The organism is Jatrophihabitans sp. YIM 134969, assembly GCF_054456675.1.
Genome location: NZ_JBTJEQ010000018.1, coordinates 40,593 through 64,093, shown reverse-complemented (window position 1 = coordinate 64,093; position 23,501 = coordinate 40,593). Strand labels below are relative to the sequence as shown.

Sequence of the window (23,501 nt, the reverse complement as noted above, 5' to 3'; positions counted from 1 at the left end):
CCGTTGAGCATGCATTAACTGGACCACCTCCTCTCTCGTGTACGACGAGCCTACGACGGGATCCGCCGTCCCGCGAGGGGTTTCGTGGGCGTTCTCCGCAGGAGAACTCCACTGCCCGGTCGAGCTCGGCCGAGGGGGCCGACGCGGCGTTGGATGTGCCGGAGAACCGGGGTCGGCGGGGCCTGGCCAGCCGCGCGATCCCGCCTACCGCCGCCGCCGACCGCGTTCACGTGAACGCGGTCCGGGTGGGAGTGCGGGTTCAGCCAGCGGCAGATGTGCGGGAAACCGGGGTCGGCGGGGCCTGGCCAGCCCCCGATGTCCGCACATCGGCATCTCGACCGCGTTCACGTGAACGCGGGCGGACCGGGCGGGGCCGTTCAGGGCCGGTCGGACGTCTCCTGCTCGGCCACGACGTAGCGGCCGAGCCACGCGCGCAGAGCCGGGACGACCAGCTCCGGACGCCGGGCCCAGCGGAAGTGGTCGAGCGTCGCCTCACCCGGTGCGGGGGTGACGTGCACCGTCTCGACGCGGGCGCGCGGCAGCCACCGCAGCTGGCCGCGCACCGACCGGACCGGGCCGAGGTCGTCACCCTCGACGGTCACCGCGAGCACCGGGAGCTCGAGGGCCTGCAACGCGGCGACGTGCGAGCGGGGCGGACGTCCGGACGTCAGCGCGCCGGTCCGGGCGAGGCGGGCCCAGTCCCGGAGCACCCCGCGGGCCTCGCGGCCGGCGAACCCGACCCGGCGGCCGGGGAAGTGACCGACGACGAGCGCCAGCAGCAGCGCGGCCTGAGTGCGGAGCAGGTGCCGCGGCCCCCACGCCCGCCAGTGGGTGGTGCCGGACGCGACGAAGACGAGCCCGGCGACGGTGTCCGGGGCGTCGGCGAGGTAGGCGCTCGCGACGTGCCCGCCCATGCTGTGTCCGAGCAGCACCACCGGCGACGACGGCACCGCGGCGGTGACCGCCTGGACCGCGGAGCCCAGGTCGGCCGCGAGCTCGGCGTAGCCGAAGTCGTGGCGGCGCCCGGGGCGGCGGGCGTCCGCCGCGGCCTCGTGACCGCGCAGTTCGGTGACGGCGACGTGGAAGCCGGCGTCGCGCAGGGCGGCGGCGAACGGGGCGTACCACCCGGCCCGCATCCCCATCGCGGGAACCAGGACGAGCACGGGTGCCGACGCGCGGTCGGCGGTGTGGAGCGTGACGGTCGCGCGGCTGGCGTCCGGCCGGACGACGGTCAGCTCGCGCGGGGCGGTCACCGCTGGCCGGTGAACAACCGGAACAGGATGTAGACCGAGACGCCGGTGATGACCACGAACGTCGCGATCAGCAGGACCAGGTACGCGATCTCGGTTCCGCCCACGCCCCAGACCCTAACCGCTGCGGGCCGGGGACGACGACGGGCCGGCCGCGCGCTGTGAGGAATCCCGTCAGCGGTGCGACCGGCCCGGTCGGAGGTCCCTGTGGGGCCAGCGTGGCTCGGACCGGCTCAGTCCAGCGAGGCCGTCACCTCGACGAGGCCCGGCTCGAGCGGGTGCACCTCGCGGCGCACCGACCCCTCGCGCGACAGCACGGAGACCGTCCAGGCGCCGGGTGCGGCGAAGAACCGGAACTCGCCGCCCTCGCCCGAGACCACCTCGGCCACGAACTCGCCCGAGGCGTCGAGCAGGCGCACGTACGCGCCGGCCACCGGCGACCCGGACTTGGCCACCGTGCCGCTGATGACCGTCTCCTTCGACAGGTCGACGCCCGCCGGCAGGTCAGCGGTCTGCTTCGGGGGTGCGCACACGGCTCAGACGTCCTTCTCGACGGGAACGCCGACGAGGGACCCGTACTCGGTCCACGAGCCGTCGTAGTTCTTGATGTTCTTCTGGTCCAGCAGCTCGTGGACGGCGAACCAGCTGTGGCTGGAGCGCTCCCCGATGCGGCAGTACGCGATGGTGTCCTTGCCGAAGTCGACACCGGCCTCGGCGTAGATCGCGCGGATCTCGTCGTCGCTCTTGAAGGTGCCGTCCTCGTTCGCGGTCTTGCTCCACGGCACGTTCACCGCGCCGGGGATGTGACCGGCCCGCTGGCTCTGCTCCTGCGGCAGGTGCGCCGGGGCGAGCAGCTTGCCGCTGAACTCGTCGGGCGAGCGGATGTCGAGGAAGTTGCGCTCGCCGATCGAGGCGAGGACCTCGTCGCGCTTGGCGCGGATCGAGGTGTCCTGCTCCTTGGCGGTGTAGGTCGTGGCCGGGCGGGTGACCTCGTCCTTGGACAGCTCGCGGCCGTCGAGTTCCCACTTCTTGCGGCCGCCGTCGATGAGCTTGACGTTCTCGTGGCCGTAGAGCTTGAGGTACCAGTACGCGTAGGCGGCGAACCAGTTGTTGTTGCCGCCGTACAGCAGGATCGTGTCGTCGTTGCTGATGCCCTTGGCCGAGAGCAACGCCTCGAGCTGCTCCTTGCTGACGAAGTCGCGACGGACCGGGTCCTGCAGGTCGAGCTTCCAGTCCAGCTTCACGGCGCCGGGGATGTGGCCGCCGTCGTAGGCGGTGGTGTCCTCGTCGACCTCGACGAAGACGGTGTTCGGGGCATCGAGGTTGTCCTCGGCCCACTGGGTGGAGACGAGCACGTCGGCGCGGCTCATGGCAGATCACTCCTGTGTGAGTTGTGCGGGTGGGTGGTGACGAGCGGGCACACGGGTCCGGTCGGACGGACGGTGCGCGGGGTGCTGCGCGGGGCAGCGGAGGGGTGGCCTCAGGCGGCGACAGGTCGACACAGCGCGCTGTCGACCCGGCACAGGTCGACGGCTCGGCGCACGGTCAGCAGCGTGCGCACAGCGGTGGTCACGGGGCCGAGGGTAGCGGGTGCGGGGTCAGGAGCCGTCGATGGTGAGGTCGCGGCCACTGACGGCCACGTGCAGGCCGTCGGACCGGGGGCTCACCGACTGCAGCCGCAGCCCGTACGGCAGCGCCGGCAGCTTCACCCGTGCGTTGAGCTGGTCCTCGATGAAGTCCACGGCGAAACCCGGCAGCGACACGCCCGCGACCTTGATCTGGTCGACCGAGAGCACCAGGTCGTTGCCGCCGGACGCCGCGATCGTGCCCCGCGCGACGACGTCGAACGTCTTGTCGAAGAAGGCGACCTCCACCCGCACCGGCGCGGTGACCGTGAGCGTCCCGGCGTCCTCGGTGATCGTGAGGCCGTCGATGCCGGTCTGACGCGCGAACTCGGCGTACGGGATGACGACCCGGCCGTCGGCGGTGTCGACGGGGACGCTCCGGACCGTCCCGCCCAGCACGTCGGACAGCGGGACGTGCACCCCGCGCAGATCGGCGTGGAACGTGACGCCGTGCAGGTCGCCGAGGGTGAGCCCGGAGCCGTCGACCGTCACGTGCTCGTAGTCGCCTCGGACGGCCTGGGTGAGGAACGGGAAGCCGTCGAGCGTGACCCGCGGGGCGGACGTGAACGGAGCCTGCCCGCCCAGCTGCTCCGCGACCGCGTCCTCGGCGTAGGAGTGCGCGAGCCGGTCGCCGACCACGAGGCCCACGACGAGCAGCGCCGCGACCGCGAGCACCACCCACGGCCAGCGCCGCCGACGCCGTCGCGGCGCCGGGACGGAGGTGTCGACCACCCGGTGTCAGCCGCCGAGGGCGATGGTCAGCAGGTAGCCCACGGGCGCCGCGACGGCGAAGGCCCACAGGGTCGCGGCGACCGGCTGCAGGCGGGCCGGCCAGGCGGACGCCGGGGCGGTGTGGGCGTCGACCTCGACCAGCAGTTCCTCGGCCGCGAGGTCCTCGAGGGTGCGGCGGGAGCCGTCGGTGGACGCGCTGTCGCCGTCCGCCTCCACCGTCGGCTCGGTGGTCGCGACGGTGACCTCGTGCCGGATGAACGACGACCCCACCGCGATGAGGCCGACGACGACGCCCAGGGCGGCGCCGAGGAACGCACCGCGCTGGGGGCCGAACCCGAAGGCGTCGTGCAGGACGGCCCAGCCGGCGACCCCGCCCGCCACACCCGCGAGCAGCACCCCCAGCAGACCGCGGTCGACCGTCGGGTCGAAGCGCGGCACCGGGGCGACCAGGTCGCCCAGGGCGCCCAGCACCAGGGCCGCCCCGATGACCAGGACGACCGGCACCGCCGCGGTCGGCGAGGCCGCGCCCGGGTCGAGCACGCGGTGCTGCAGGACGATGACGCTCGCCAGGGCGACCACGGCGATGCCGAGCACGGCGATGTCGGAGACCGACTCGACCACCCGCACCCGGATCACGCCGCGCAGCAGCTGCGCCACGAAGACCGCGAGCACGAGCAGCCCGAGCGGGGGCACGAGCACGCCGAGCTGGTCGGCCGGGAACTGGACGGCGAGCACGTCGGCCGCGGCCGCGGCGAGGGTGGTGACCACGAGCCCGCCCCACTTGCCGGGGATCCGCAGACCGGTGGTCCAGGCGAGGATGAGCAGCCCCTGGGCGACGGCCACGCCGACGACCAGCACGTCGGTGGAGCCGCGGGCGGCGAGCCACAGGCCCAGCCCCGCGAGGGCGGCGACCACCGCCGAGACCAGCAGGCCGGCGGTGTCACGCCGGGCGACCGTCGAGGCGGGCGCGGCCGGTCCCGGTGTCGGGACGGCCGGGTCCGCGGCGGGGTCGGCGTCCCGGACCGCGACGTCGGCGTCGCTGCGGGCGTCGTCGCTCATCCCGTCATGGTGACACGGTGGGCGGCCCCGGACCGGCCGTACGGGGGACGCCCCGCCAGGGCCGCCCGGACCCAGACGTCGATCCGGTCGACGAGCTCGGGCGTCGTCGCCGTTTCCGCGTGCCCCATCCCGGGCTCGAGCCAGAAGGTGGCGTGCGGGGCCGCCGCCGCGAGGGCCTCGCCGTGCCGGACGGGGAAGTAGGTGTCGGCGTCGCCGTGGACGACCAGCAGCGGCCGGGGCGCGATCGCTGCGGCCACCTCGACCGGCGACTCGGGCAGGCGCTCCCACCCCGAGGTCAGCCGGGTGCCGGTGAGCAGGCGGCACAGCGCCCACCCCCGGTGGGTCTCGGCCGCCCAGTGCACGATCCGCATGGCCCGGGTGTGCCGCTCGTACCAGATCCCGGGCGAACTCACGCTCACGACGGCGTCGGCGTCCCCGCCCAGACCCGCGTGACGCAGGACCACGGAGCCGCCCATCGACCAGCCGGCGGCCACGACCGGGCCGTCCCAGCGGGCGCGGGCGTACGCCACCGCGGCCGCGAGATCGCGGGTCTCGACGTCACCGAGCGTCGAGCCGCCGCCGGAGTCGCCGTGGCCGCGGAAGTCGAATGCCACCACCCGGGCGCCGCGGCCGGCCAACCGCTCGCAGATGTCCAGCACGCGACCGGCGGACGTCGAACCGGTGAACCCGTGACCTACGACATACGTCGGGGCGTCGGGGGTCACCTCCGCGTGATCGCCGTCGGCGAATTCGTTGACGTCCTTGACGAATCCCGGCTCCCACGCCCGGCCGGCCAGCCGGACGCCGTCCTCGGTGGTCGTGGAGATCAACGTGTGGGGCACGACAGCTCTCGGATCCGGGGCCACGGTCCGATAGTCTCCGCCCAGCACTTCGTTCGTAGACCGGGGGCAACGACGCCCCTCCCGCCCACTGTCGCGGCCCTGCACGAGCCCGACGAAGATCCGGGAGGCCCACGTGGACCTCGTCCTGCTGACCAACGCCGTGGCGCCGACCACCGAGGTGCTGCCCGCCCTCGGCCTGCTCCCGCACCACGTCACGGTGGCCCCGCTGTCCGCGACCGCGCTCATCCAGCGCGAGGGCGGTGACGCGATCCTCGTCGACGGTCGCCGGGACCTCGCCGGCGCCCGCGGGCTCGCCCGGGTGCTGGCCGCCGCCGAGATCGCCGTTCCGGTCCTCGTCGTGCTCACCGAGGGCGGCCTGGTGGCGCTGTCCTCCGACTGGCAGGTCGACGACATCGTGCTCGACACCGCCGGCCCCGCCGAGGTCGACGCCCGCCTGCGCTTCGCGATGGGCCGCCGCGCCGTCACCACCGAGGTCGCCCCCACCGCGGTCCAGATCGGCGAGCTCGCCATCGACGAGACCACCTACACCGCCCGGCTCGGCAGCCGCACGCTCGATCTCACCTACAAAGAGTTCGAGCTGCTGAAGTTCCTCGCCCAGCACCCGGGCCGGGTCTTCTCCCGCTCGCACCTGGTGCAGGAGGTGTGGGGCTACGACTACTTCGGTGGCACCCGCACGGTCGACGTCCACGTGCGGCGCCTGCGCGCCAAGCTCGGCGTGGAGCACGAGGCCATGATCGGCACCGTCCGCAACGTCGGCTACAAGTTCGTGCGACCGGCGGGCTCCGAGAAGTCCGGCGCCGCGCTCGACGTCGGCGACCTCGACGACGCCGCCTCGCGCGAACTGTTCGACACGCTCTCCTAGCGTCGGGCCGAGCAGCTAGAGCCGGGTCGGGCGCCCGAACTGCGTCCGCACGCCGGGCGACCACAACGGGCGCAGGTCCGGCCGGGCGCTGAGGTCGAACCCGGCGGCAGCGGCCAGACCGTCGTCCAGCGTCTCGATCGTTGCTTCGTGCAACGGCCAGGGCTCGTGGGCGTTGGGGAACCACCGCGTCGACCGTCCGCGCCCCCGCAGGCTGAGGTCGTTGTGCATGCCCCACCGCATGGTGAGGAACTCCTCCAGCGGTGTGGGCGTGACGCGTTCACCGATGCGCACCGCGATCGAGGTGGCCGGGCCGCGGTCGGGCCAGCGGCGGGTCGAGCGGTACCGCACCGCGCCCTCGCCGCGCTCGATCCGCATCCGCGCCCACGTGTAGGGGATGCGCACGCCCCAGCGGGCGAGCAGCACGACCGCGAGGCGTGAGGCCTCGAGCGAGCGGAACACCACGCCGTGGCGGCCTTCGTCGTCGACCGAGTAGAGCCGGATGTTGGTCTCGGGGAACCACCCGAAGTACGGCACCGACAGCCGACCGGGGCCGGCGTGGGTCATCCGGAACGGGACCAACCCGACGTAGGTGGCACCGTCGGACCAGACGTCCGGCCGCGTGCCCGACGGCAGGTACGGGGCGACGTCCGCGGGATCGACCGCCCAGTGCAGGAACGTGAGCTCGGTCCAGCGCTGGTCGAACACCACCGGCCGGGGCAGCGGCGGCGGCGTGCGCGGGAAGGACGGGTCCACGTGGATGAGCCTGCCCGCGCCGCGGGTGCTTCGATCAGGGTGTGATCCGAACACGGGACCGACTCGACACCGCCGACGCACGCCGCCTGACCACGGCGCCCGACCTCTCCGACGAGGCGCGGGTTCGGTTGCAAGGTGCAACGGACGGCATCGTGCACCTGCTCGCTGACGACGGCAGCTACGCCCAGCTCGACACCCACGACGGCGCGCTCGAACTGGTCGCCACCGACGAGTCGACGGTGACCGAACTGGTGCAGCAAGCAACGGTCGAGCAGGGCGGGGACGTCCTGGTCTGGACCCATGCCGACGACGACGCCATCGCCCGCGCGGTGCGGAACCTCGACGCGACCGAGGAACGCGTGCTGTGGCGGTTGCGCCGCCCCGATGTCGACCTGCCACCGGCCCGGCCGTTCCCCGAGGGCGTCACCGTGCGGGCCTTCGAGGTCGGCCGCGACGAGGAGGCCTGGCTCGTGGTCAACGCCGCCGCGTTCGCGTCCCACCCCGAGCAGGGGCGCATGACCCTCGCCGACCTCGCGGCGAGGGAGGCGGACGACTGGTTCGACCCCGCCGGTTTCCTGCTCGCCGAGCGCGCGGGCGAGCTGCAGGGGTTCCACTGGACCAAGGTCCACCGCGACGAGGACCCCGCCGTCGGCGAGGTCTACGTGCTGGGCGTGGCCCCGGAAGCGCAGGGCACCGGGCTGGGCGGCGCGCTGCTCGACGCAGGTCTCGAGCACCTGCGTCGACAGGGCCTGGGCGTGACCGTCCTCTACGTCGACGACGACAACCCGGGAGCGGTCGCGCTGTACGAACGCATCGGGTTCCAGCGTGACCACCGCGACACCCGGCACCGCGTGCGCCCGGCCGCCCGGGCCTGACAGGCCGGGGCGCACCGTCCGTGCGCCTGTCGTTCACCCCTCGTTCACGTCGCCAGTCCCGACCGGTCACGTCGCGTGCCTACCTTCCGAGACAGGCTCCGGAGACAACGGAGCCGTCCACGACGAAAGGACTCACGCGAGTGAAGACCACACGGCTCGGCGCGGCGATCGCCGGCGCGGCCGCGATCGCCCTTGCCCTGACCGCTTGCGGTTCCGACAACAACAGCACCGGTGGTGGCGGCGGTTCCAGCGACAGCGCCTCCGGCGGCGGCGCCTCGGTCAGCTGCCCGGACGGCTCGTCGTCCATCAGCGGTGCGGGCTCCTCGGCCCAGGCCAACGCCATGGACCAGTGGATCACCGACTTCGCGGGCGTCTGCAAGGACGAGAAGGTCCAGTACGACGGCACCGCGGGTTCGGGCGCCGGCGTCACCAACTTCACCGGCAAGCAGATCGACTGGGCGGGCTCCGACGCCGCGCTCAACGCCGACAAGGGTGAGACCACCGCGGCCGAGGCCGCCTGCGGCTCGCCCGCGTGGAACCTCCCGATGGTCGTCGGCCCGATCGCCCTGGCCTACAAGCTCAACGGCGTCACCGACCTCACGCTGACCCCGAGCGTCGCGGCGCAGATCCTGCTCGGCAAGATCACCACCTGGAACGACTCGAAGATCGCCGCGATCAACTCGGGTGTCTCGCTCCCGAGCACCAAGATCACGGTCTTCTACCGCTCGGACGACTCGGGCACCACGAACAACGTCGAGAAGTACCTCGCGGCCGCCGCGCCCCAGGACTTCACCGACACCCCCGACAAGACCTGGAGCAACAACACGGGTGCGGTCGGTCAGGGCGTCAAGGGCAGCGCCGGCATCCAGCAGGGCGTGCAGTCGACCGACGGCGCCATCGGCTACGTCGAGTACTCCTACGCCCAGGAGGGCAACCTCTCGGTCGCCAAGATCGACAACGGCGGCGGCGCGGTCGAGCTGACCACCGACACCGCGTCGAAGGCCGTCGAGGCCGCGAAGGTGACCGGCACCGACGGTGACCTCACCCTGAGCCTCGACTACGCGACGAAGGAGGCGGGTGCCTACCCGCTCATCCTCGTCACGTACGAGATCGTCTGCTCCAAGTACGCCGACGCCGCCAAGGGTGAGGCCATCAAGTCCTTCCTCACCTACACGGCGGGCGACGGCCAGGGCGCGCTCGCGGACCTCGGCTACGCGCCGCTGCCCAGCGAGATCCTCACCCAGGTCCAGGCCTCGGTCGCGAAGATCGCCTGACGCTCGGACCCAGCGCGCCGCCGCCCGGCCCGGGACCCCTCTGATGCTCCTACGATCAGGGGATCCCGACCGGGCGGCGGTGCCGCGTCCGGACCTCGGTCCGCCCCCAGCAGTCCCCCACCACCTCGACCCAGACACGGAGTCGCAGATGTCCGAGACCCACACAGGTCCCGGCCGGGAGACGGCGCCCGCAGCGCCGGCCGCCGCGCCCACCGCACCTGCGGGGATCACCCCGCCCGACCCGTCCCAGCGGATGTCCGCCCGCGAACTCATCGAACTCGAGGCGGCGACCAGCGGTACCGCGACCGCGGTCGACGACGGCGGCGACGAACCGCCGGCGTCCGCGCAGGTGCTGCACAGTCCGGGCGATGCCGGACCCGGTGGCGGCGCCAGCGCGCAGTCCGGCCGGGTCCGCCTCGGCGACCGCCTCTTCGGCGGCACCGCCACCGCGTCCGGTGTCTTCGTGGTGCTGGTCATCGCGGCCGTGGCCGCCTTCCTGCTCATCAAGGCGTTGCCCGCCATCACCGGTGACGACGCCAACTTCCTCACGTCGCGCGAGTGGAACGTCGAGGGCAACCGCTTCGGCATCGCCGCCCTGCTGTGGGTCACGGTGATCTCGTCGGTCATCGCGATGGTGCTGGCCGTCCCCGTCGGCGTCGGCATCGCGCTGTTCATCACGATGTACGCCCCGCCGAAGCTGTCCGGCGCGGTCGCGCGGGTCGTCGACCTGCTCGCCGCCATCCCGTCGATCGTCTACGGCGTCTGGGGTCTGCTGGTCTTCGGGCCGGCCTTCAGCGAGCCGGTCAGCAAGGCCTTCCAGGCCGTGCTCGGCTGGATCCCGCTGTTCTCCGACCAGGGCCGCGCGGTGCAGACGATCTTCACCGCTTCGGTCGTGCTCGCGATCATGATCCTGCCGATCATCACGGCCGTCTCCCGCGACGTCTTCGAGCGCACCCCCCGCGCCAACATCGAGGCGAGCCTCGCGCTCGGTGCCACCCGGTGGGAGATGATCCGGATGGCGGTCCTGCCCTACGGCAAGGCGGGGGTGGTCTCCGGCGCGATGCTCGGCCTCGGCCGGGCGTTGGGCGAGACCATCGCCGTCACGCTGATCCTCTCGACCGTCGCCGACACCGCACCGTTCAGCTTCTCGATCTTCAACGGCGGCGAGACCTTCGCGTCGAAGATCGCCCTCAACGCCGGCGAGTTCAGCAACCCCGCCTCGACCGGCCCGTTCATCGCCGCCGGCCTGGTGCTGTTCGTCCTGACCTTCGTGGTCAACGCCGCGGCCCGGTTCGTCGTCTCGCGAGGAGTGAAGGCATGACCGCCACAGGAGTCGCCCCGCTGCGCACGGCGTCCCCCCTCGCCTCCGGCAAGGGGATGGCGAAGCGCAAGGCCAAGAACCAGGTCGCCACCGTCGTGGTCTACGCGTGCTTCCTGCTCGCGCTCATCCCGCTGGTCTGGCTGCTCTGGACCGTCGTCTCGCGCGGCCTGTCGACCATCCTGTCCCCGAGCTGGTGGACCAACAGCCAGGCGGGCATCAACTACCGCTCGGGTGGTGGCGGCGCGTACCACGCGATCATCGGCACGGCGGAGCAGGTCGCGTTGTGCACGGTCATCTCGGTGCCGATCGCGGTCATGGTCGCGATCTACCTCGTCGAGTACGGCCGCGGCCCGATCGCCAAGGTCACCACGTTCATGGTCGACGTCCTCACCGGCATCCCGTCGATCGTGGCCGCGCTGTTCATCTACGCCGTGTTCATCACGACCCTCGGCGGTGACCGCGCCGGCTGGCTGGTGTCGATGGCCCTGGTCATGTTGATGATCCCGGTCATCGTCCGGACCACCGAGGAGATGCTGAAGCTCGTCCCGAACGAGCTGCGCGAGGCGTCCTACGCGCTGGGTGTGCCGAAGTGGAAGACGATCCTGCGGATCGTCCTGCCGACCGCGTCGAGCGGCATCATCACCGGGATCATGCTGGGCGTCGCCCGCGTGGCCGGCGAGACCGCTCCCCTGCTGGTGCTGGTGGGCTACTCCAAGCTCATCAACTTCGACCTGTTGAACGGCTTCCAGGGTTCGTTGCCCGGCCTGATGTTTGACCAGGTCAGCCAGCTCGGCAACGTCCGGTACACCTTCGCGGCCGACCGGCTCTGGGGTACCGCGCTGACGTTGGTGCTGATCATCCTCGTCCTCAACCTGCTCGCCCGGCTGATCGCGCGCCGCAGCAAGCTCTCCTCCTGACGCACGCCTCTCTCGACATCAAGGGATCTGCCATGGCCAAACGCATCGACGTCAAGAACCTCGACATCTACTACGGGAAGTTCCTCGCCGTCAGCGAGGTCGAGTTCACCATCGCCCCCCGTTCGGTGACCGCCTTCATCGGGCCGTCCGGGTGCGGCAAGTCCACCGTGCTCCGCACCCTCAACCGCATGCACGAGGTCATCCCCGGCGCGCGGGTCGAGGGCCAGGTGCTGCTCGACGGCGAGGACATCTACGGCGCGCAGGTCGACCCGGTCGACGTCCGCCGCACGATCGGCATGGTGTTCCAGCGCCCCAACCCGTTCCCGACGATGTCGATCTACGACAACGTCGTGGCCGGGTTGAAGCTGCAGGGCGGCCGCATCCCGAAGAAGACCCTCGACGAGACCGTCGAGCGGTCGCTGCGTGCCGCGAACCTCTGGGAAGAGGTGAAGGACCGCCTCGGCAAGCCCGGCGCGGGCCTGTCGGGCGGTCAGCAGCAGCGGTTGTGCATCGCCCGCGCCATCGCGGTCGAGCCCGAGGTGCTGCTCATGGACGAGCCGTGCTCCGCGCTCGACCCGATCTCGACGCTCGCGATCGAGGACCTCATGCAGTCGCTCAAGGAGAAGTACACGATCGTCATCGTCACCCACAACATGCAGCAGGCGGCGCGGGTGAGCGAGCGGACGGCGTTCTTCAACCTCTCGGGCATCGGCAGGCCCGGTCAGCTGGTGGAGATGGACGACACCCAGCGGATCTTCTCCAACCCCTCCGACCAGCGCACCGAGGACTACATCTCGGGCCGCTTCGGCTGAGACCCCGTACGACGGCGAACGGCCCCGCACCGTATCGGTGCGGGGCCGTTCGGCGTCGCGAGGTTCCCGGACGGCGCGAACGCCGTGCCTCTCCGTCGTCAGGCGACCAGGCGCTGGTACTCCGGGTGCTGCTCGATGTACCAGGCCGCGTACCCGCAGGCGGGGTTGACGCGGCGGCCGTCGCGGGCGATGTCGGCCAGCGCGCGCTCCATCAGCTCGCCCGCGTAGCCCCGGCCCTGGACCCGTTCGTCGACCTCGGTGTGGATGATCGCGCGGACGTCGCCCTGATCGCAGTAGACGGCGAGACCGCGGACCTGACCGTCGAGGTGCAGCTCGTACCGGTGCTGCTCCACCCGCTCGACGATGGTCGCGTCGCCGCGGATGCCGGACGCGTCCTTGATGTCCGTTGTCGTGGTCACGTCTGCAGTGTGCCCTCGTGACGTGCGGCTCGTCACGCGTTGCTGACCTGAGCTTCACCCGGACTTCACCAGCGCGTCGCCCGCATACTCGACAGGTGATCACCCTGGAGCTCGCCCGCGCCCTCCGTGACGCCGGGTTGCGGTGGGTGCCGACCGCGGGCGACCGGTTCACCGTGGTCGACCGCGACATGGACGCCGACGTGTTCGTGCTCGCCGACATGACCGTCGAGGTGCACCGGCCGCCGACCGCGGGCGGGGACACCGTCATCGGCTTCAACGGCACCACCGAGTGGGCCCTGGACTCCGTCGACCAGACCGACGCCGTGTGGCTGCCCGCCGAGGACCAGCTGCGCGAGCGGTTGGGCGAGGCGTTCCGCCGGCTGGACCGGCGCGCCGACGGCACCTGGGCCGTCACGCACCTGGCCGCGGGCGACGAGGCGGTCAGCACCGCGGACTCCGCCGCCGACGCCTACGCCCGGGCCGTCCTCACGACCCTGACCGGCGGCTCTCAGCCCTGATGCGTGGGGCGCCCTGACGGCGGCAGCTCCCGGCCGTCGAGGCTGAAGTCGCACCACACGACCAGGCCGTCGGACGTCGGTTCGGCCTGCCAGATGTCGGCGAGCTGGTCGACGATGAACAGGCCCCGGCCGCTCTCGGAGGCGGTGGAGGGCAGGCGTGGCGAGGCCGGCGGGCGGAACGCGGCCTCTCCGGGTCGGCGGCTGCGGTCGGCCACGACCAACCGCACGACGCCGTCGAACTCGTGCAGCTCCACCTCGAGCTGCGGCGAGCTCGCCGGCGCCCGCTCGCCGTGCACGACCGCGTTGCTCACCAGTTCCGAGAGCACGACGGCCAGCCGGTCGCGCAGCTGCGACCGGGCGGCGGAGTCACCGGCCGCAGGTCCCCACCACGAGGTCAACCACTCGGCCATCAGCGCCCGCGCCCGCCGGGCCGCACCACGGTCGGGATGCAGTCGGGCCGTCCCGGTCAGCACCGCGCCCGGCCGGGTCGCGGCGGACGGTCCCGCCGTGACGGGGTCGTCCGGCAGCTCGGTGCCGTCGGGTTCGGTGGTGTCGCGCACGGTCGGGCGTCTCCCAGGTGTGTGAACAGTGCGCGGGGGGACGCGACTGACTCGCTCGAACGGCATCCTGACACGGACGACGACCCCTCACCACACGACACGAGGGGACGGGCTCCACGGTCTGCGTCGCCAGGTGCGCGTGCGTCCGGGAAGATCGCTGCACTGCGTGATCGGCGTGAGGTCGGTCCGACGGCGAGGGGACCTGGTCGACGGCATGGCCGGCTCGGGAACGACGGGCGCGACGGGCACGTCGCTGGCGACCCCACCCCGCAGCCGGTTGCTGCCCGGGGCGAGGCGGACCGAGTCCGGCGAGGTCGTCCGCAACGCCTCCCGGCGGACCGAGCACAGCGCCGTCTGGTCGTGGCTGGTCCTCGGCGGCACCGTCGCGGCCGGCGTGCTCGGTGCGCTCCTGGTCGCCCTCGCCGTCCGCCGGGCCGGGCACGGCGGGAGCGGGACCGCGGCGTTGACCTGGCTCGGGCTGGCCGTCGCCGTGCTGCCCGCCGCCCTGGTCGTTTGCGCCCGCGACGCCACCGCCGCCGCCCGGTGGACCGCGCTCGCCACGGTCGCGGTGGTGACGCTGGTGCCGGTCGGGCTGCGCTCGGGCGCGGGTCCGACGACCACCGGTGACCTGCTGCGCTACGCCCAGCTCGCGGACCTGCGCCTCGGCGGCCGCCTGCTGCCCGACCGACTGCCCGCCGTCGTCACCGACCAGCCGGGCCTCGCCGCGCTCACCACCGCCGTGTGGCGCGTCTCGGGGCTGACGGTCTGGCACAGCGCGCTGGTCGTGGTCGCCGTGGCGCACGTGACGGCCGTGGTCGGCGTCCGCGGCCTCGCCCGGGCGCTCGGACTCGGCGAACGCACCGCGGTGCTGGCCGCCGTCGTGTGGTCGGTCGGGCCCGCCGTCCTCGTCGCCACCTCCCGGGTCAGCGGCACCACCCTGGGCCTGGCGCTGCTGCTGTGGGCGCTCGCCGCGGTCGTGCAGGCGGCGACGGCCGCCACGCCGGCCCCCCGCCTGGCGTGGACGGTCACCGGCGTCGGCCTCGCGGCCGCGACCGCCGTGTCCGACCTCGCCGCGGCGTGGACCCTGGTCGGGCTCACCCTGCTGGTCGGCGCCGTGACCGCGGGGGTCACCGCGCCGCCGGTCGCCGGGCGCGACGTCCGCCGGGCGTGGTGGCCGGTCGCGGTCGGCGTCATGGCCGTCACCGTGCTGTGGTCGGTCGCACCGCCCGGCCGGTCGGTCCTCGGCGACCTCGCGGGCCTCGGCGCCGAGCACCACCGGGTGTGGCCCACCGGCCCGGTCGAGGTCGCCCTGGCCGTCCTCGCGGTCGTCCTCGGCCTCGCGCTCGCGGGGCTGGGCGCGTCCCGCCTGCGTGGCCGGTTGAACGAGACCGGACCCCGGCTCGGGCTCGTCGTCGGCGCCCTGTTCCCGATCTCCCTGCTCGGCCTCGCCGCCGCCCCGACCGCCACCCTCGCCGTCCTCCTCTGGCCGGTGCTGACCGCAGCGCTCGCCCCCTTCGTCGCGGCGGGGGTGCTCGTGGTGTGGGACCTCGGCGCCCGCCGCACCCGTTCGGCCGCCCCCGAGCGCTCGGTCTCGGGGGCGCTGCGCCACGCCCAACGCGACACCCGCGCGGGAGTCGTCGCCCGCTCCGGCCCGCCGCGCACCGTTTCGCCCGACGGCCGGGGCGGCACCACACCCCCGACTCCCGTGCGCCGCGACCGGCGGGTGCCCCTGCCCGTCGCCGCGATCGGCGCGGTCCTGGCCGTGGCCCTGGTGACGCCCGGCGCCACGGCGGCCACCACGCCGTCGGCCGCCGAGCCCAGCGGCCCGGTGGTCGCGACCGGCACCGCCTCGACCACCGAGGTGCTGGCGGTCGCGGCCCGGCTGGCCGACCTCGCCGGCCCGGACTTCCGGTTCGCCGCCTCGGACCCGGAGTTCGGCGCGGTGGTCGCGACCCTCAGCGGGGGGACGCTGGTGCCCGGTGTGCTGCCCGCCACCCGCGGTGCGGCCGACCTGCCGGGCTCGCTGCGCGACGCGGACGTCGGGTGGCTGCTGGTCACCGACGCCGTCGACGGCGCCACCCCCGTCGACGGCGCGTCGCTCGCCCTCGACCCGGGTCTCGTGCGGGTCCTCACCACGCCGTCGGCCACGGTCTACCGGGTCCGCCCGGCCGTGCCGGGCGCCTCCCGCGGGTCCGACTCCCCCTCCGTCGTGCCGGCGGCCGGCTCGTGACCGACCACGCGGAGACGGCCCCGCGCCCGAAGCTGCGGGAAGGCGGGGCGTCCGACCACCGCTCCCCGGCCGCCGCCACCTCGACCGCCCCGACCGACGGGCGCACGGTCCCGCTGGGAGCCGTCGTCCTGGTCGGGCTGGTCGTCCTGCTGCTGCTCGCCGCGTTCCGCCCGGGTGGGGTCGCCGCCGTCATCGGGGTGCCGCTCGCGGTGGTCCTGCCCGGGGCCGTCCTGCAGCCCCGGTTCCTGCCCGGCCTGCACACCGACCCGGTCACCCGGTGGTGTCTGCGCGGAGCCCTCTCGCTCGCGGTGTGGGCGCTGGTCGGGCTCGCGGTCGGGGCGGCCGGCATCCCGGTGCGCTCGGTGTGGCCGGTGGTGGTGACGGTCGTGCTGGTGGCGGCCGTCGTGCTGGGCGATCCCGACGCCCGTCAGCGCCCGGGCGTCTCGGTGCGGGGGGCGGTCGGTGGCGTCGCCGTCCTCGTCGTCGTGACCCTCCTCGCCCTCGGTGCCCGCGGCCTGGTCGCCCTCACCGACCGACCGCCCGGCCCCGGCGGCGGCGCGCCCTCGGTCGTCGCCTCCTTCGCCGACCCCACCGTCCCGCTGGCACTGGCGGCGACCGGGGCCCGCGCGCGGGTCGGCGTCGTGCTCACCAACACCGGCAGTGACGCCGTCACGGTCACGGTCGGCGGGCGGGTCGGGGCCGCCCTGCCGTGGAACCCCACCACGGTCGCGGTACCGGCCGGCGCCACCCGCACGGTCGAGGTGGTCGGGGGCGTCCCCGTGTGTTCGGACCCGCAGCAGGCCGTCGTCACCGTCGTGGGGGCGGGTGACGTGCCGCCGCTCTCGACCGTCGTGCCCGGCGCCGCCGGTGGCATCGCCTGCGCTAGTCCTTGACGTCCTTCGCGGCGAAGACGGCCCAGGCGGCGGCGAGCGCGACCACGACGTAGACGGCCTGCAGCGCGATCCCGCGGTCGACGTTGCGCCAGAGGATCGGGTCGCGGAACAGGTCGACGAACGACAGCCAATACCGGGTCGGCAGGTAGGGCTGCAGCGGCCGGGCGGCGTCGATGGTGAGCAGCAACGACGACCCCACGAGGAACGCGAGCGCCCCGAGGGTGGCCGAGAGCGGCGAGTCGGTGAGGGTCGACAGGAACAGCCCGATGGCCGCGACGCCGAGCATCGAGAACGCGACGTAGCCGATGGCGAGCAGCGTGCGCACCAGGATCTGACCCTGCGTCAGCGTGGTCCCCGAGATGCTGGCCGTGCCGGCTCCCGTCGACGTGCCGAACAGGGCCGTCCCGATGAGGTAGCCGGTGCCCGCCACCACCACGACCGCGACGACGACGAACACGAACACCGTGACGAGCTTGGCGACCAGCAGCCGGGTCCGCCCGACCGGTCGCGCCAGCAGGTACCGCAGGGTGCCGGTCTGGGCCTCCCCGGCGATGGCGTCGCCGGCGATGACCGCGACGGCGATCGGCAGGAACAACGGCAGCACGATCGCGAGCGCCGCCACCGAGAACAGCGCGCCGTTGTTCAACACGGCTGACAGGAAGGCGGGTCCGGTGCCGGGGCGCGGGGCGAGGCGGGTGAACGAGAGCAGCACGGCCACCAGCGCCGGCAACGCGACCAGCATGAGCAGGGTCAGCCAGGTGCGCGGGCGCCGGGCGAGCTTGCCCAGCTCGACGGCGATCACCGGGACTCCCGCACGTCGTCGAGCCGGTCGACCGAGGTCGGGGCGCTCGCCGCGGCAGCCGGGCGGTCGGTGCGGGCGAACTCGGCCGGGCGGTCGCCGGATCCCCGGGTGGCGGCCAGCACGACCTCCTCGAGCTTGCGGCGGTGCGCCGTCAGGCCGCGGACCCGGACCCCGGCGTGGACCAGGTCGGCGTTGAGGGTGGGGACGTCGTCGCGGGCGACGTCGGCGACCAGCCGGTCACCGTCGCGTTCGACCAGCCGGCGCCCGAGCAGGTCCGCGGCGGCGTCGGCGTCGTCGGTGCGGATCTCGACCCGCCCGGTCGGCGCCTCGATGACGGCCAGGTCGTCCTGCAGCACCAGCCGACCCCAGTCGAGGACCCCGATGCGGGTGCACAGCTGCTCGACCTCGGCCAGCAGGTGACTGCTGACCACGACGGTGGTCCCGGCCCGGTTGAGCTCGACGAGCAGGTCGCGGATCTCGTGGATCCCCTGCGGGTCGAGGCCGTTGGTGGGCTCGTCGAGGATCAGCAGCCGCGGCGTGCGCATCAGGGCGCCGGCGATCCCGAGCCGTTGCCGCATCCCGAGCGAGTAGTTCTTCACGGGCCGGCGGTCGACGCCCGCGAGGCCGACCTGGGCCAGGGCCTGCTCCACCCGTTCCCGGCGGGCCCGCCGGGAACGCGCGGGTGCGGTCCGCCCGGGGATGTCGGGCTCGCGGACCCCGGACGCGTCGAGCAGCGCGAGGTTCGACCGGCCGGACAGGTGCCCGTACGCGGCGGGCGACTCGATGAGCGCGCCCACCTGCGGCAGCACCTCGCGCGACGCCCGCGGCATCGGCCGCCCGAGCACCTCGATCCGTCCGGCGGTCGGGGCGACGAGGCCGAGGAGCATGCGGACCGTCGTGGTCTTGCCCGAGCCGTTGGCGCCGAGGAAGCCGTAGACGTCGCCGGCGTGCACGTCGAGGTCGATGCCGTCGACGGCGGTGATCCGTCCGAAGCGCTTGACCAGTCCTTCGGTGCGGATCACCCGTCGAAACCCCCGTACGTCGCGAGTTGGTCCGCCGCGGTCTGCAGCGTCTGCGGGGTCACGGTCCCGGCCAGCAGCCAGAACCGGCCGCCGCCCTCGGAGGTGGTGACCAGCAGGTTGAGGGGGCCGACGCCCAGGGTGAGCCGTCCGGTCGCGGGGTCGACGGTGGCGGCGTCGGCGAGTTGGGCGCGGACGCCGCCGGCGAAGCGCTCCAGCAGCGGCACGGCGACCAGCTCGGTGACCCCGCGGCCGTAGACGCCGACCGCGCCGAGGCCCGGCGTGCGGTCGCTGCGGTCGAGGCCCGCGAGCGTGTCGGGTGGCCGGACCCGCGAGTAGACGTTGACGGCGTTCACCAGGTCGGCCTGCCCCGGGTCGGTCTGGCGCCGCACCTCGGCGCCCGCGGGCGGGGTGAAGGTCACCTGCTCCTGCGTCGGCGCGGTGAGGTCGACGTCGAGGAACGTCGACGACATCGCGGGAAGCGATGCGCCGCGGCCGACGACGTCGACCCGCAACGGCACCCCGGTGGCGACGTCGGCCCAGACGTCGACGTGGTCGACGGTCGACGCGGACTCCGCCGGACGGATCCGCAGGCCGAGGGTGTCGCGCCCCGCGATCTCCCGCCCGGGCAGTCGGCTCGCCTCGTCGGGTCGGGCCTCGCTGAGCAGGCGGGCGCCGAGCGTCGGGGGCAGCAGGTCGGCGAGTTGGGGCAACCGGACGGGGATGTCGGGCGCGAGCGGCGTGAAGGTGGCGCGGGCCTTCTGGTAGTCCCACTGCCAGCTGCCGCCGGGGTCACGGATGGTGTCGATCTCCCCGACCGGGTTCAGCTGGTCGACCCGCCAGGCGAGCGGCCCGCTCCACCACGCCCGCGCGGTCGCCGTGGAACCCGCGAGGTCGACGAGGTCGGAGAACACGTCGGTGACCGGCAGGGCGAGCCCACCGCGTGTCTCGGCCAGACCCGACCACGGGGTGGCGCGGGCCGCCTGCACGCGGGCGAGTACCTCGGATGCGGAGACGTCGGCGGTGCCCGCGGCCGGGCGCGCCTGCCACCGGCCGACCGCCCACGGCGTGAGCGCGAGCAGGACGACGAGGACGGCGGGCACCGCCCACCGCACCGGCCAACTCCAGCGACTCACACCACAGGCTACGAACCGAGGGCGGGGAACGGTTCAGGTCGGGGGCGGATGCTCAGGCAACGCCGCGGTGGGCGAACTTCCCCCGGGGAGACGGGTCCCCTGGAAAGCAATCTGGTCGACGAGACACTTCTGGCACCGAAAGTTGCTGGCAAGTTCCTGCCAAGGGACCGACGTTTAAAGCTGTCACGCTCCCGATTCAGCCGAATTCGTCCGGTGTCAGGCCGCCGTCCGGATCCGGTTGCGGCCGTCGTTCTTGGCCTCGTAGAGCGCCGCGTCGGCCCGGGCGAGCAGGTCCTCGAGGGCGTCCCCGTGCTCCGGGTGCGCCGCGACACCGATGCTCACGGTGATCCGGACGGACTCGCGCACGGACGACGCCTCGCTGTCGAGCGGCGCGCCCGCCGGCCCCACCACCCGTGGCGCGACCGGGGCGACGCGCATGGCCTCGATCCGCTGGCGCAGACGCTCGGCGACCTTGCAGGCCTCGGAGGCGTCCGCGCCCGGGAGGAACGCGACGAACTCCTCGCCCCCGAAACGCGCCACCTGGTCACGGTCACGGAGCATGCCGCGCATGCACTCGGCCACCGACCGCAGCACGGCGTCGCCGGTGAGGTGGCCGTAGGTGTCGTTCACGCGCTTGAAGTGGTCGAGGTCCACGACCATGACGGCGGCGGGCACGGACCTCGCCTTGGCCCGTTCGAGGTCGCGGTCGACGAGGTGGTTCCACGCGGCCGTGTTGAGCAGGCCGGTCTTGGCGTCCTCGCTGGCGGCGGACTCCAGGTGGTCGACGAGGGCGATGCGTTGCAACAGGACCAGGATCGGCACCGAGAGCAGCGCGAGCCAGATGTCGAAGGTCATCGCCACCCCGACCAGCACGCCCAGGGTGAGGGTCGCGAACTCGACGAGGTTCTCGGTCGCGGTGCCGACCAGGTTCCGCAACCGCCGCTCACCGCTGCTCAGCGCGATCACGATGCCGACGATGGCGGTGTTGAGCGCCGCGAAGGCCACCACGGCGACGGCGACGACGAGAGGGGCCGTCATCGCGGCCGAGCCGGTGCCGCGGACGTCGAGCGCCCCGGTGCGGTCGACGAGGGTCGCGACGGCGGCCGCGGGCAGCAGGGCCGCGGCGGTGTTGAACGCGACGCGCGCGACGGGTTTGCCGTTGCCGATCCGGCGGCCCTGGTACTCCTGGTGGGCCTGGGTGAGGGCGATGACGCCCGCGACCAGCACGATCGGCAGGTTGACCGCGGCGGCGATGACCCAGACCGAGTCCATCATCACGTACGGGCCGGACGCGGTCCGCCGGCGGATGAGCTCGACCCGGCGGGCGAACAGGTCGTAGCTGACGGCCAGCGCCGACAGCACGGCGAAGGTCCGCAGGTCGGTGCTGTCGACCCGCTGGGTCCACGCCCCGGCCGCCGCCACCGCGACGCCGACGACGATGACCAGGCCGACGTACCCGTTGACCGCGAGGCGCGACGGCGCGGAGGTGCGTCCGCCGTCCTCGCCCACCGTCACCCCGTCAGCATCGCAAGGCCGCGCGTGCACCGCCACCACATCGCCACCCAGGACCGGAATCCCTTGCACACGTGAGGCTGGCATGAGGTGGGGCCGCTTCGTGCCAGGTGGTCAGGACGGCGGGCGGAAACGGTCATGATCGGTGCATCCCAGGCACGTACCACTCCGGTCGACGACGGACGCCGCTCGTCGACACGGGGCTCTTCGTGCCGGGCCGCACGGAATTGCCCCTTCGACCCCCCGCGGAGACGTGATGACCAAGAACTGGTGACGACCGGACCGACCCCCCGACCCCCGACGACGACGAGGACTCGAGCCGTGACCAAGAACTGGTGAACCCCCACCCGACCGTGACGACCGTTCCGACTTGGACGACCTGGAGGACCCCGTGACCAAGAACTGGTGAACCCGCCACCGCAGCCCGCACGACCACGAGACGCCGAGGAGACCTGACGTGACCAAGAACTGGTGACCGCCCGGAGTGCCCGGAGACCCCCGACCCCTGCACTGGAGACCCCGCGATGACCAAGAACTGGTGAACCACCGCGCGACCCGCTCGAGGCGGATCCCGCGCCACGCTCGACCCGAACGGCCCGATCGAACGGCCGCTCCGACAGACCAGGCCGCTCAGGCCCGCTCGTCCACCGCCGCCTCCGGCTGGCCCTGGACGGGCACCGCGCCACCCGGGGCCTCGCCGGCCGAGGCACCGCGACGCCGTACGCGTGACCACGACACCGCGAGCCACGCCGCCCACCCGGCCCCGACCAGCGCGAAGAGCACGATCGCGTCGATGGGCTCGCTCGCCTCGGCCACGACCCCGCCGAGCAGGACACCGACGCCCTGCGCGGTGAGCATCGCACTGATGACCAGACCCATGGCCTGGCCGCGGCTGCTGTCCGGGACCTCCCGGACGAACGCCACCGACGCCGGGATCTGGAACACGCTGAAGATCCCCGCGAGGGTCCACAGCAGGACCGTCACCCACAACGAGGGGTGCGCGAGCATCGGCACGAGGATGAGGCCGGGCAGGATCGCCATCGCCGCCATCGAGCGGTGACGCAGCGACTCGGGCACGATCCGGATCAGCAGCCACGCGCCGAGCGCGGAGCCTGCCGAGTCGCAGGCCATGAGCAACCCGACGGCCGCACTGCCGGCGCCGATCGAGGCGGCGTACGGCGCGGCGAGGCCCTCCGGGACGACGTACACGCCGGACAGCAGGGCCAGGCTGACGAAGATCCGCAACGAGGGCGAGCGGACGATGATCGACGCCGCCTGGGTCGTCCCGCGCAGGTAGTCGCGGAAGGCGCCCTCGTGGTGGCGCTCGCGTTCGGGCACCGGCCGCGGCTTGACCCAGATCCACACGGTGAGCGCGCCGATCGCGAACGTCACGGCGTCGACCGCCAACCCGATGCGGGGGTTGGTCCACGCCACGAGCAGCCCGCCGAGGCCGTACCCGATCAACTGCGCCGCCTGGACGGTGATCGTCCGCAACGCCGTCCCGACCTCGTAGGCCTCCCCCTCGAGCACCAGCGGCAGCAGCGCCGTCTGGGCGGCCCGGAACGGTGAGTCCAGCAGCACGGCGAAGAAGACGAGGACGGCGACGGCGGGCAGCGGGAGGAACGGCAGGGCCATGCACGCCACGAGCAGGGTGCGGACGCTGTCGATGCCGACCATGAGGCCGCGGCGCGGCACCCGGTCGGCGAACCCGGACAGCAGCGCCCCGCCGATCAGCGTCGGCAGGAACGTCAGGGCGAAGACCGCGGCCGAGGCCAACGCGGAGCCGGTCTCGCCGTAGACCAGCAGCGACAACGCGACGCGCGAGACCTGGGTTCCGATGGCCGAGATGGTGTCGGCGAACCACAGGGCCCGGAACTCGCCGCTGCGCAGGGCCAGGCCGAACTTCACCGCCGAAGCGCGACCCTCGGCCACGCCGGGCGTGGGGTCGAGAGCGGGGTCGTCGTCGGGCGTGGCCGAGGGCCGTACCGCGGAGCCGGGGGTCTCCGGATGACTCACTACCTGTTCCGCCTCGTGACCAGGCCCGGGGATTGGATCCCGCACCCCCCAGG

The 23,501-nt window shown here is 73.4% G+C and carries 24 protein-coding genes; 9 read left to right on the top strand and 15 right to left on the bottom strand.

Annotation, left to right across the window (positions count from 1 at the left end; translation table 11 throughout):
• Positions 1–377: 377 nt before the first annotated feature.
• The 7 genes from ACXR2U_RS11590 to ACXR2U_RS11560 all read right to left on the bottom strand — a co-directional run bounded on the left by ACXR2U_RS11590 (position 378) and on the right by ACXR2U_RS11560 (position 5,508).
• Positions 378–1,253, bottom strand: coding sequence for an alpha/beta hydrolase family protein (locus ACXR2U_RS11590; protein WP_458825171.1), 876 nt, complete (start codon positions 1,251–1,253; stop codon positions 378–380).
• Positions 1,254–1,483: 230 nt separating this feature from the next.
• Entirely contained in the window at positions 1,484–1,783 is a 300-nt protein-coding gene (locus ACXR2U_RS11585) for a DUF1416 domain-containing protein (protein ID WP_458825170.1), read from the bottom strand.
• A 3-nt stretch (positions 1,784–1,786) separates the two neighbouring features.
• A complete protein-coding gene (locus tag ACXR2U_RS11580) occupies positions 1,787–2,620 on the bottom strand; it encodes a sulfurtransferase (RefSeq protein ID WP_458825169.1) in 834 nt (277 codons plus the stop codon).
• A 110-nt stretch (positions 2,621–2,730) separates the two neighbouring features.
• Entirely contained in the window at positions 2,731–2,823 is a 93-nt protein-coding gene (locus tag ACXR2U_RS11575) for a putative leader peptide (RefSeq protein WP_458825168.1), read from the bottom strand.
• Positions 2,824–2,848: 25 nt separating this feature from the next.
• Positions 2,849–3,607, bottom strand: a complete 759-nt coding sequence (locus ACXR2U_RS11570; RefSeq protein WP_458825167.1) for an LmeA family phospholipid-binding protein — start codon at positions 3,605–3,607, stop codon at positions 2,849–2,851.
• Positions 3,608–3,613: 6 nt separating this feature from the next.
• The gene (locus tag ACXR2U_RS11565; protein ID WP_458825166.1) at positions 3,614–4,666 is read right to left on the bottom strand and encodes a hypothetical protein; all 1,053 of its coding nucleotides are present in this window, start codon (positions 4,664–4,666) and stop codon (positions 3,614–3,616) included.
• A complete protein-coding gene (locus ACXR2U_RS11560; protein ID WP_458825165.1) occupies positions 4,663–5,508 on the bottom strand; it encodes an alpha/beta hydrolase in 846 nt (281 codons plus the stop codon). Before ACXR2U_RS11560 ends, ACXR2U_RS11565 begins: the two co-directional genes overlap by 4 nt.
• Before the next feature lie 133 nt (positions 5,509–5,641).
• Between ACXR2U_RS11560 and ACXR2U_RS11555 the strand changes: the two genes are divergently transcribed.
• The gene (locus ACXR2U_RS11555) at positions 5,642–6,391 is read left to right on the top strand and encodes a response regulator transcription factor (protein ID WP_458825164.1); all 750 of its coding nucleotides are present in this window, start codon (positions 5,642–5,644) and stop codon (positions 6,389–6,391) included.
• A 15-nt stretch (positions 6,392–6,406) separates the two neighbouring features.
• Here ACXR2U_RS11555 and ACXR2U_RS11550 read toward each other — a convergent pair whose 3' ends face one another.
• Positions 6,407–7,150 (bottom strand): YqjF family protein, encoded by a 744-nt coding sequence (locus tag ACXR2U_RS11550; protein ID WP_458825205.1) that lies wholly within the window; start codon positions 7,148–7,150, stop codon positions 6,407–6,409.
• Positions 7,151–7,185: 35 nt separating this feature from the next.
• On the opposite strand from ACXR2U_RS11550, the gene mshD reads away from it, so the two are divergent.
• The 5 genes from mshD to pstB all read left to right on the top strand — a co-directional run bounded on the left by mshD (position 7,186) and on the right by pstB (position 12,343).
• On the top strand, positions 7,186–8,019 hold the full coding sequence (gene mshD / locus ACXR2U_RS11545; protein ID WP_458825163.1) for a mycothiol synthase: 834 nt from the start codon (positions 7,186–7,188) through the stop codon (positions 8,017–8,019).
• Positions 8,020–8,159: 140 nt separating this feature from the next.
• Positions 8,160–9,293, top strand: coding sequence for a phosphate ABC transporter substrate-binding protein PstS (pstS, locus tag ACXR2U_RS11540; protein ID WP_458825162.1), 1,134 nt, complete (start codon positions 8,160–8,162; stop codon positions 9,291–9,293).
• A gap of 253 nt (positions 9,294–9,546) precedes the next feature.
• Complete coding sequence (gene pstC / locus ACXR2U_RS11535; protein WP_458825204.1) at positions 9,547–10,614, top strand: phosphate ABC transporter permease subunit PstC; 1,068 nt, start codon at positions 9,547–9,549, stop codon at positions 10,612–10,614.
• Positions 10,611–11,531 carry a phosphate ABC transporter permease PstA gene (pstA, locus tag ACXR2U_RS11530; protein WP_458825161.1) on the top strand — a complete coding sequence of 307 codons (921 nt, stop codon included), beginning with the start codon at positions 10,611–10,613 and terminating at the stop codon, positions 11,529–11,531. The genes pstC and pstA overlap by 4 nt, the downstream gene beginning before the upstream one ends.
• A 32-nt stretch (positions 11,532–11,563) precedes the next feature.
• Positions 11,564–12,343, top strand: coding sequence for a phosphate ABC transporter ATP-binding protein PstB (gene pstB, locus ACXR2U_RS11525; protein WP_458825160.1), 780 nt, complete (start codon positions 11,564–11,566; stop codon positions 12,341–12,343).
• A gap of 98 nt (positions 12,344–12,441) precedes the next feature.
• On the opposite strand, the gene ACXR2U_RS11520 is transcribed toward pstB, so the two are convergent.
• Positions 12,442–12,762 (bottom strand): GNAT family N-acetyltransferase, encoded by a 321-nt coding sequence (locus ACXR2U_RS11520; protein WP_458825159.1) that lies wholly within the window; start codon positions 12,760–12,762, stop codon positions 12,442–12,444.
• Positions 12,763–12,857: 95 nt separating this feature from the next.
• Here ACXR2U_RS11520 and ACXR2U_RS11515 point away from each other — a divergent pair, with 95 nt between their 5' ends.
• Positions 12,858–13,280, top strand: a complete 423-nt coding sequence (locus ACXR2U_RS11515) for a pilus assembly protein CpaE (protein WP_458825158.1) — start codon at positions 12,858–12,860, stop codon at positions 13,278–13,280.
• Here ACXR2U_RS11515 and ACXR2U_RS11510 read toward each other — a convergent pair.
• Positions 13,271–13,840, bottom strand: coding sequence for an ATP-binding protein (locus tag ACXR2U_RS11510; protein WP_458825157.1), 570 nt, complete (start codon positions 13,838–13,840; stop codon positions 13,271–13,273). The genes ACXR2U_RS11515 and ACXR2U_RS11510 overlap by 10 nt on opposite strands.
• Before the next feature lie 214 nt (positions 13,841–14,054).
• On the opposite strand from ACXR2U_RS11510, the gene ACXR2U_RS11505 reads away from it, so the two are divergent.
• Together ACXR2U_RS11505 and ACXR2U_RS11500 are read left to right on the top strand one after the other, a co-directional pair.
• A complete protein-coding gene (locus ACXR2U_RS11505) occupies positions 14,055–16,070 on the top strand; it encodes a hypothetical protein (protein ID WP_458825156.1) in 2,016 nt (671 codons plus the stop codon).
• A complete protein-coding gene (locus ACXR2U_RS11500) occupies positions 16,067–16,963 on the top strand; it encodes a hypothetical protein (protein ID WP_458825155.1) in 897 nt (298 codons plus the stop codon). Before ACXR2U_RS11505 ends, ACXR2U_RS11500 begins: the two co-directional genes overlap by 4 nt.
• Here ACXR2U_RS11500 and ACXR2U_RS11495 read toward each other — a convergent pair.
• The 5 genes from ACXR2U_RS11495 to ACXR2U_RS11475 form a co-directional block, all read right to left on the bottom strand.
• Complete coding sequence (locus ACXR2U_RS11495) at positions 16,953–17,765, bottom strand: ABC transporter permease (protein WP_458825154.1); 813 nt, start codon at positions 17,763–17,765, stop codon at positions 16,953–16,955. The two genes, ACXR2U_RS11500 and ACXR2U_RS11495, sit on opposite strands and share 11 nt — an antisense overlap.
• Positions 17,762–18,787, bottom strand: a complete 1,026-nt coding sequence (locus ACXR2U_RS11490; protein WP_458825153.1) for an ABC transporter ATP-binding protein — start codon at positions 18,785–18,787, stop codon at positions 17,762–17,764. Before ACXR2U_RS11490 ends, ACXR2U_RS11495 begins: the two co-directional genes overlap by 4 nt.
• Positions 18,784–19,920 carry a transcriptional regulator gene (locus tag ACXR2U_RS11485; RefSeq protein WP_458825152.1) on the bottom strand — a complete coding sequence of 379 codons (1,137 nt, stop codon included), beginning with the start codon at positions 19,918–19,920 and terminating at the stop codon, positions 18,784–18,786. Before ACXR2U_RS11485 ends, ACXR2U_RS11490 begins: the two co-directional genes overlap by 4 nt.
• 216 nt (positions 19,921–20,136) lie before the next feature.
• Entirely contained in the window at positions 20,137–21,435 is a 1,299-nt protein-coding gene (locus ACXR2U_RS11480) for a GGDEF domain-containing protein (RefSeq protein ID WP_458825151.1), read from the bottom strand.
• A gap of 627 nt (positions 21,436–22,062) precedes the next feature.
• Positions 22,063–23,448, bottom strand: coding sequence for an MFS transporter (locus ACXR2U_RS11475; protein ID WP_458825150.1), 1,386 nt, complete (start codon positions 23,446–23,448; stop codon positions 22,063–22,065).
• Positions 23,449–23,501: the final 53 nt, after the last annotated feature.